This window comes from Robinsoniella sp. RHS, from assembly GCF_001029355.1.
Lineage (GTDB): Bacteria > Bacillota > Clostridia > Lachnospirales > Lachnospiraceae > Robinsoniella > Robinsoniella peoriensis.
The window spans coordinates 1-7,744 of sequence record NZ_JNGB01000245.1; the positions used below are offsets into that span (position 1 = coordinate 1).

Annotated in this window: 11 protein-coding genes; all 11 read right to left on the reverse strand. The window is 43.7% G+C overall.

What is annotated here, in order from left to right:
• Nucleotides 1–61 precede the first annotated feature (61 nt).
• Genes RHS_RS29260 through RHS_RS29310 form a run of 11 tightly spaced genes read right to left on the reverse strand, consistent with a single transcriptional unit; the run spans nt 62 to nt 7,569 of the window.
• Nucleotides 62–3,076: a hypothetical protein gene (locus RHS_RS29260; protein ID WP_395023663.1), complete on the reverse strand. Its 3,015-nt coding sequence runs from the start codon at nt 3,074–3,076 to the stop codon at nt 62–64.
• Entirely contained in the window at nt 3,066–3,428 is a 363-nt protein-coding gene (locus RHS_RS29265; RefSeq protein WP_395023664.1) for a Gp15 family bacteriophage protein, read from the reverse strand. The genes RHS_RS29260 and RHS_RS29265 overlap by 11 nt, the downstream gene beginning before the upstream one ends.
• Entirely contained in the window at nt 3,409–3,705 is a 297-nt protein-coding gene (locus RHS_RS29270; RefSeq protein ID WP_047835205.1) for a hypothetical protein, read from the reverse strand. Before RHS_RS29270 ends, RHS_RS29265 begins: the two co-directional genes overlap by 20 nt.
• Nucleotides 3,706–3,753: 48 nt before the next feature.
• Nucleotides 3,754–4,275, reverse strand: coding sequence for a phage tail tube protein (locus RHS_RS29275; RefSeq protein WP_395023665.1), 522 nt, complete (start codon nt 4,273–4,275; stop codon nt 3,754–3,756).
• 1 nt (nt 4,276) lies between these two features.
• Nucleotides 4,277–4,687, reverse strand: a complete 411-nt coding sequence (locus RHS_RS29280; RefSeq protein WP_047835206.1) for a minor capsid protein — start codon at nt 4,685–4,687, stop codon at nt 4,277–4,279.
• Nucleotides 4,687–5,070, reverse strand: coding sequence for a hypothetical protein (locus RHS_RS29285; protein ID WP_395023666.1), 384 nt, complete (start codon nt 5,068–5,070; stop codon nt 4,687–4,689). The genes RHS_RS29280 and RHS_RS29285 overlap by 1 nt, the downstream gene beginning before the upstream one ends.
• Nucleotides 5,067–5,405, reverse strand: a complete 339-nt coding sequence (locus RHS_RS29290; RefSeq protein WP_047835207.1) for a hypothetical protein — start codon at nt 5,403–5,405, stop codon at nt 5,067–5,069. The genes RHS_RS29285 and RHS_RS29290 overlap by 4 nt, the downstream gene beginning before the upstream one ends.
• A gap of 1 nt (nt 5,406) precedes the next feature.
• On the reverse strand, nt 5,407–5,799 hold the full coding sequence (locus RHS_RS29295) for a hypothetical protein (RefSeq protein WP_047835208.1): 393 nt from the start codon (nt 5,797–5,799) through the stop codon (nt 5,407–5,409).
• 5 nt (nt 5,800–5,804) lie between these two features.
• Nucleotides 5,805–6,026 carry a hypothetical protein gene (locus tag RHS_RS29300; RefSeq protein ID WP_047835209.1) on the reverse strand — a complete coding sequence of 74 codons (222 nt, stop codon included), beginning with the start codon at nt 6,024–6,026 and terminating at the stop codon, nt 5,805–5,807.
• Nucleotides 6,026–6,937 (reverse strand): hypothetical protein, encoded by a 912-nt coding sequence (locus RHS_RS29305; RefSeq protein WP_047835210.1) that lies wholly within the window; start codon nt 6,935–6,937, stop codon nt 6,026–6,028. Before RHS_RS29305 ends, RHS_RS29300 begins: the two co-directional genes overlap by 1 nt.
• Before the next feature lie 17 nt (nt 6,938–6,954).
• Nucleotides 6,955–7,569, reverse strand: coding sequence for a hypothetical protein (locus RHS_RS29310; protein WP_047835211.1), 615 nt, complete (start codon nt 7,567–7,569; stop codon nt 6,955–6,957).
• Between the last annotated feature and the right edge of the window lie 175 nt (nt 7,570–7,744).

The window sequence follows — 7,744 nt, forward strand, 5'->3', positions numbered from 1 at the left end:
AAATTTCTCAGTTGATCCAACGCCCAGTTAATTCCATTAAAAAGGTACCGATATTACAGCGTTAAATCCCGTCGATTAGTGCATTTATAACAGCCTTGAGTCCTTCTAAGATACCGTCTTTAATGCCATCAAAAACTTGCCCACCAGATGAAAATACATTTTTAACCGCTTCCCAGGCTGCAGAGAACTTATCTTTAAACCAATTGGTTATATTCCCGAATGCACCGGTTATGCCACTCCACACGCCCGCGAAGAAGCTCCCGGATTTTGAAAAAGCGTTTTTCACTTTTCCCCATGCCGCAGAAAACGTAGATTGGAAGAACGATTTTGTATTCGAAAATGCTCCCGAGATGTCTTTCCATCTGTTACCAAACCAGGATCCTATGGTGCTGAATGCTCCGGTAACTGCATTTTTTGCAGCCGTGAATTTTTCTTTAAACCAACTGCCTACACTTGCAAAAGTGTCAGTAATCCCCTTCCACAATCCGGTAAAGAACCCTTTTATTGCATCTATTGTTTTTGAGAACCATTCCTTTATTGCTCCCCAGATTTCTAGTGCTTTTGCCTTAATCGTATCCCAGTTTTTCCAAACTAAAATGCCAATTGCAATAATCGCCGCTATAGCAACGCATACCAGGCCAGCCGGACTGATCAAAAACTGAAATGCACCTACTAATTTTGTTCCCAATCCTGTAGCAAGGTTTTTAACTGTGTCGAATAATCCCACACCAACCGACTTCATTTTTCCCAGCATTGGGATAACGGATGTCGCTGCACTCCCCATCCCCCCGAGAAGAGGTGTAAGAATCCTTATCTGGCTTACCAAGTTTGATACAAAGGTAACCCCTTTAAATGCCAGGAAAAACGATCCCAAACCTGCCGCTATTGCAGTAACCAGTGTTTGATTATTACTGCACCAGTCCGCAAATGCCCCAAGTTTATCGAGCACGCCTTTTACAATATCCGCAATCTTTCCAAATGCATCCATGATACCGGTTGCCAGCTGCTCAAACAACGGTGCTACTACCGGTACAATGTTTTCGATAATCCAATTCACAAAGGGTGCAATCGTTTCTTCCCATGTAGTCGCTACCGCATTGGCTATTTTTCCAAAACAATCCAAAAAGCTGTCAACCATCGGCTGTACATGTTCACTTACCAGCTTGGAAAATTTATCTGCCAGATTCTGCAGCACCGGTGCCACGTAAATGTTATAAGTATCTAAGATAGTAGAAAGTATACTGCTCAAACCATCTTTTATCTTTGTAAATGATGGGGCCAGATAAGTGTCATATGTTTCCCCGATCTTTTTATAGATGTTATTAAATAATCCTGCGATGGAATCTGCAACGTCTCTGAGCGGTGCAAGGGTATTTTCCAATGCGGTTTTAATCTTATCTTTGTTTTCTACAATCGGTAATGTTATGGTGTCAATGATATCCCGGCCAAGCTTTCCCGCAAGATCAACTGCTGTTAAAAATCCGTTGGAGAATACTGAGATAATGTCGGCTGTTATCTGCTTAGCATCATCTCCCGCAAATACGGTAAAGATATCCGCTACTGCAACTGAAAATTTCCCGGCAAGGGCTGCAATATCAGCCGCCACGTCAAATATGCTTATCAGCTTCTGCTTGATAAACTCTTTGTTCTGGCTAAGATATTTATCGATCCCCCCCACTAAATTGTCTGCAATCGTAAGTCCCATACTGGCAGCGCTTCCTGCCACTTTTCCTAAGTTCAATGCGATTGAGTCCAGCATGGAATTAAAGCTTCCCCCCACCTTCGTATCCGTAAATATCTCTTTCAGGGACTGGCCAATGCCAGCCAAATGCCCTTTTATTGATACAATCCTTTTTTCACTATCGCCAAATCCTATTTGAAACCCTTTTTTAAACAGCCCTGCCAGTTCCTTTGCCTTATTAATTAATCCCTGAAATTTGGAAGCTGTTTCATCGATTACCGTATCGCCCTTCGCTAAATTCCCGTAATCAACTGCTCCACCGGCACTGCCGCCCGTTCCTCCGCCAGATCCGGAAGCATCACTGTCTGTTTCCGGATCTGCCAGTTTGTTTACCTGGTCAAACCCCATAAGGGCTTTCATATCCTTTGCGGCCTTTTTGGCAGCGCTCCCTACTCCCTTTGTGGATTCCTGCAGTCCGTCTGCAGCACCGGATGCTCCATCTAAACCTCCGGTTGCCGCTGCGGCAGTATCTGCAAGATCTGCAACTGGTGCTGCGGTTTGCCCGCTGGATTTGTTACCGGTTATCAGCTCTGTAAAAGACTTAAAGGCATTTGCCAGGGTAGACAACTTACCAATTAAAGTGTTTACCGTCTTAATAATAGGGGTAAACAGGTTTATAAGCCCCTGGCCAATCGTTGCTTTAAGGGAATCAAACTGCAATGACAGAATTTTTACCTGGTTTGCCCATCCATCCGATGTCCTGGCGAAGTCACCGGTCGCTGTTGCCAGCTGCTGTTGTACAAACTGATATCTTAACGCCACTTTCTCCGCCTCAGTCATATTAGCAGTAGTTTTTCCAAAACCATTAGACATAGCATACGCATCCAGGGCGGTTTGGGTCATAACAATTCCCAAATCTTTTAAGGACTCCGTCTCTCCCGTGAAGACACTTTTCAGCTTTGTATAAGCTTCATCCTGGCTGATATTATAAAATGAAGCAACATCACCAGATAACCCGGTTAAAGTAGTTCCCATATCATAGGCTTCCTTCTCGGAAAATCCAAAAGCCTTTGACATAGCACCAAATGTTCCGGTAAACTTCTTGGCCATCGTCTCAGACAAGCCAAAACTTGTCGCGGCACTTTTGGAAAATTCATCCACCTTAGAACTCATAGATGGGAATGTTACATCCACAACGTTTTGGACTTCATTAAGGTTCGATCCCAATTCTAAACAGGATTTACCGAAATCAACCAGCTTTTTAACATCAAATGCAGCTGCAAGGGCCCCCCCCGCCTTTTTTGCAAGTCCTGTTATGCCTTTCATCTGTTTGTCAAACCCATTTTTATTTACAGACATATCAAGAGCAATCTGTCCTACGCTTTCAGCCCCCATTTACACCACCTGCCATTTCAATAAAACCATTTTTAAATGCTTCCAGAATTCTGCCCATATCATCATTTCTCACCTTTTGTGCGCTGCTCTTCATCCATTCCGTCCTGATACGCCGCTGGTCTTTGGTAAAGTGTTTCAAAACATCCTTATCCTTTTCTGACCGGATTGCGATTATCCTGCCTAAAGGCGTATCGGGTCCCAGTCCAACAAACAGATCCCTGAATTCATCCCACTTCATCTCATTTAATTCCCTGGACAAACGGATCCCGTATTGCGACTGGAAAGATGATACGACCAGGTCAAAGTCATCTATCAAATCACAATACGGCTCGCTACTCTCCCTGGTCTGCATCTCCGGTAACCAAGTCTACTGCTGCTTTAATTACAGTCTGCAAATCTTCAAACTTCAAATGAAGTTTATCTAATTTATTTCTTTCCTTTTCACTAAAAATGCAATTGTACATTTCAAGAATTGCCTGGGCGGTGATATTCTCTCCATCTCCAAGCAGCCCCATAACTTTCAGCATCGTAGTTGCGCCTGCATCAACCTCATACGAAATACCTTTTATAATCATGCTTGGATTTTCCTCAAAATTGAGTTTTTCTGTAATATCTATTTTCTTTGCCATTCTTCTATCTCCTTCTATACATTAAGAAAAGGCAGGATTTCTCCCGCCTTATGCTGCTGGTGTTACCGTTGGTTTCCCATTACTTAACACTTCAAATTCCAGTGGTGCTATAGCTGTAGCGTCCCCTGTTCCCGCATTTGTTACATTAATAACCGCACTTGCAAATTTAACGGTTGTGCCATCTGGAAACGTCCACTGGAAGTCTTTTTCCACCTTTCGTCCGTTTAACCACACCAATGCAGCAACTGCATCATTACCAGCATCTCCAACATTTCTTTTGGCTGTTACAGAAATCGTAACTGACTTGGATGTCATTAACCTTCGGGTCCAACCTTCCGTGTCATATGGATTCCATTCTTCCACTCCATTGTCAAAGCTCACTTCAAAAGTTTCACAGTCTGCAATTGATTTTAATGCTGCTGTTCCACCGGAAACCGCTGTGTCAATCTGGAACTGGTTTTCATAACACGGGTAAACCCCGCTTGCTTTTTCTCCTGCAAAGGTCTGCAGGTTTAATGGAATTCGCATATTCCTGCCCTCAATTGCTGCTCTTGCTTCATTCTGTTTCAAATTAATCACCTTTCCTTTCATATATAAGTTCTATCTCAATAACCATCTCATAGATCCCATTGTCATCTGTTCCCACATCCACCGGCTGATCTACAAGCGGATGAATAAATTTTATCTGCTTTTCATTAATTCTTACTTCTCTCATGGCTGCAAGCTTTTCAAATAACTCTGCACCAACAGCTTCTGTATCCCGCATACTGCGGTTCCAGTGCACTAAAATACTGATCTGCTTGGTTCTATAGGATTCTTTATCTTTCCCGCCTATCGCCACTGTATAAGGCGCTGAGCGCTTTAAATTGTACACCCCAATGCTTTTATCCTGCTTTGCGTCTAACTTTCCCATATAGACATTATGATCCTCTGTGAATCCAAGACCGGATACCAGATCCCGCACATCTTCTAACATCAGCATTATAATCCAGCCTCCTTTTTGTAAAATTCCTGATAGGCTTTCTTTGCAAAGTCTTTATTCTTGCCGCCAGGAATCCAGTCTTCGTGCCATTTCCCCTTTGCATTTGGATTTTCATTAGTCTGAAACTCAAACTCAGGGTGATAATACAGTTTTCTTGCATAGGGTGTGCTTGAAACTAAACTGACCCTGCCAGTTCCCGCTTCTGAATAGTCCACGAATGATCCTTCGTTTTGCAGTGCTCCCGTATCTCTCGGGATCACCTGCGCTTGTACCTCTTCGGTATGAAGTGCCTCTGCGGTTTTCTCCAATGCAGTTACCTGGGCGCGGGTTAACTGTTTTATCTTCTGGCTGTTTATCTTAACTTTTGAATTTACTTGAATCATTCCAGCATAACCTCCACATAGTTTACGGTGCCATCCGGATTCCTTGCCTTTGTTCCCTGGTATATTTTCCTCTTTACCCCAAATATAATAGCGGTTCCTCCGCTTAGAGTTGGTAATTCTGGTGCAATATCCCCTGGAATAAGTGCCGTACCCGTAATCTGTACATATTTTTTATCTCCGGTAAACACTGTTTTCGCCATATCCTGATAGTTGCACATGGCATCTGTTTCCAGGGCTGTTTCTGGCTCACCGTATTTGTTCAGGCCTTCTTTCTCTATTACGATGTGGATCGGTGTGGTGCAGAACTGTTTTGGCACTAAATTAGGGTACTGCATCCTACACCGCCAATCTGCAGCATAATCCCGTCTGGCAAAGCTGCTCATAGGTGTCCCGCCTCATCGGGATCCCCTTCTGTATGGTAACATTCCAGCTTTCCCCAAACTGCATGGAAACACCATTTATGGAATAACCGGATAAGACCATGTCAAAGATATCTTTGTTTTGGTATTCGAATTCCGCCTGTTGGCAGCACACCTCCTGAAGGATCTCCTGCTGAAACGGTGTAAGATTAGAAAATCCCCGGCTTACAATCCGGTTGTAAGTCAGGGAATCCAGGTGGCGGCTGGCCTGTTTGAGATACTTTTCCATATCGTCATCATTTGTAATGGCTGTTCCATTATATATATCTGAATAGTATGCTTCGCTGGCGTATGGTTTATATTTTACCATTGTGGCTATTCACCTTCTTTTTCCTGCACCGGTTTCTTTCCTTTTGCTTTTTTCAACGCTTCCAGTTCCATTACCGCTTTCATATATGCCTCATATGGAACGGTTTTCCCTTTCCCATAAGCAATCACTTTCCCGGCACCGTCTTTGATATCAAAACCCTCATTCTGGTACTGTGCTTTCATGGAATCATCAATCGCATACACTTTGTTTCCTTTTTCGGCTGTCATTATGCCCCAGCTCCTTCCGCCTCTGCATTAATTGCAATACCGCATGCTTTATTCTCGATCAGGAAGGTATCGGTGTAGTATCTGTTCTGGTAAACATACTTATCCGCTGTACGGCTGTCTGATCCGGGGGTAAATAACTTCATGTATGCGTATTTGTCACGGGAAATCACGCAGGAAGGATGCACCAGGATCAGGTTGATCTGTTTTGCGTCGGCTGCAGGCACACATCCGGTTGTAAAATCATACTTTGTTTTCATACGGGCGCTTGGCACTTTTACAAAGGTAACATCATCCAGGGAATAAACACGGCGGTCAATTCCTCCACCCACGCTGGCATCGATATTCCTTGTGATTTTAGATGCATTCTTAATCAGCGTATTCATGGAAGGGGTTAAATACAAAACCCTGCCCTCGCTGGGTACAGACGCATCATCCATGATTTCCATCTGCTTATCAAACCAATCTAAGATGTTATCAACTGTAAGCACCGTGTTGTCAATAATTGCTCCTTTATCCTTATATGCTTTCGCCTCTGCGTAAAGCTTTGAATACCGGTAGGAATCCTTTTCCGGGATTGCCTGCTCTTCTTCAAAGACATTCTGGATGTTTGCCATCTCCAGGACAAGGTTTGTTTCATCAATGTCCATTGGATCGATAGGAATCTCAATGTCCCTGTCGTGTGTAAGCTTTTTTGGTTCCCAGTCATTTGTCACGGTGCCTGCATTAAATCCCATAGCATTTCTGTTATGGTCCTTATATCCGGAAACCGTCATTTTCGGAAGCTTGATTGTCTGGGCATTTATAAACTTAATACCCGGATTTGATTGTGTTAACGCAAAAGAAGTAAGCTCTCTTGCATATTTCTGCTGTAATTCCCTTTCAAATTGTTCTGCATAATTATAAACTGACATTTCTTATACCTTCTTTCTTATTTTTTATTGCCAAATGCCGCTGATAAGAGGTCATTTGAACCTGTCTGCTGTCCTCCGCCGGCTCCGATCTGTTTGAAGCCTGAGGTCTGTTCTGCTGTTGGTTTTAATGCGGGTACATCTTCCAGAACCTTGTTTAAGGCTCCTTTTAAAGCTTCCTCTGCAATCGTTCCATCCTGTCCCATTACATTGCTCAAGTCGGCTAATTTCAGCACATATGGTACTGTCTTAGCATCAATTCCCAGCTGAATTGCCTGCAAAATGGCCTGGTTCTCAACTTCCTTCTGCTGTGCCATCGCATGCGCCTGTGCGGCCTTCGTCTGCAGTGCATTTACATCCGGCTGCTGTGCTGCCTGTTGCTGCTTAAAGGAAGCCATCGCCTGCTCTGCTTCCTCTTTGGAAAGCCCTTGCTGCTTGAAATAGCCTTTTAACACGCTTTCTTCTGCCACAGACTGTTTTCCCTGGATAAGCTGCGCAATCTTATCATAATCGATCTGTGGTGCTGCAGGCGCTGCATTGGTTTGCGGCTGTCCTGCAGGCGGTGTTGCCTGCGCTTCTGGATCTGTGCTCCCCGGCTCTGCAAAAATCTGTAATTTCATTGGTAATCTACTCATTTTTCTATATCTCCTTTACAGTTAAATGGTGTCTCCATGTTTCCACAGTTTTATGGGTGTCTCCCACTAACAGTTTTCACAGTGTGTCTCACCGTAGTTTAAAGCCTTCGGGCATAAAAATAAGACGCTTCACCCCGCGCCTTACAGGGAGATGTATGGACACCTTACCCTTTCT

Excerpts from the sequence above, each read along its gene's own strand:
- RHS_RS29260 (WP_395023663.1), bottom strand. The coding sequence starts at position 3,076 with ATGGGGGCTGAAAGCGTAGGACAGATTGCTCTTGATATGTCTGTAAAT.
- RHS_RS29265 (WP_395023664.1), bottom strand. The coding sequence starts at position 3,428 with ATGCAGACCAGGGAGAGTAGCGAGCCGTATTGTGATTTGATAGATGAC.
- RHS_RS29270 (WP_047835205.1), bottom strand. The coding sequence starts at position 3,705 with ATGGCAAAGAAAATAGATATTACAGAAAAACTCAATTTTGAGGAAAAT.
- RHS_RS29280 (WP_047835206.1), bottom strand. The coding sequence starts at position 4,687 with ATGCTGATGTTAGAAGATGTGCGGGATCTGGTATCCGGTCTTGGATTC.
- RHS_RS29285 (WP_395023666.1), bottom strand. The coding sequence starts at position 5,070 with ATGATTCAAGTAAATTCAAAAGTTAAGATAAACAGCCAGAAGATAAAA.
- RHS_RS29290 (WP_047835207.1), bottom strand. The coding sequence starts at position 5,405 with ATGCAGTACCCTAATTTAGTGCCAAAACAGTTCTGCACCACACCGATC.
- RHS_RS29295 (WP_047835208.1), bottom strand. The coding sequence starts at position 5,799 with ATGGTAAAATATAAACCATACGCCAGCGAAGCATACTATTCAGATATA.
- RHS_RS29300 (WP_047835209.1), bottom strand. The coding sequence starts at position 6,026 with ATGACAGCCGAAAAAGGAAACAAAGTGTATGCGATTGATGATTCCATG.
- RHS_RS29305 (WP_047835210.1), bottom strand. The coding sequence starts at position 6,937 with ATGTCAGTTTATAATTATGCAGAACAATTTGAAAGGGAATTACAGCAG.
- RHS_RS29310 (WP_047835211.1), bottom strand. The coding sequence starts at position 7,569 with ATGAGTAGATTACCAATGAAATTACAGATTTTTGCAGAGCCGGGGAGC.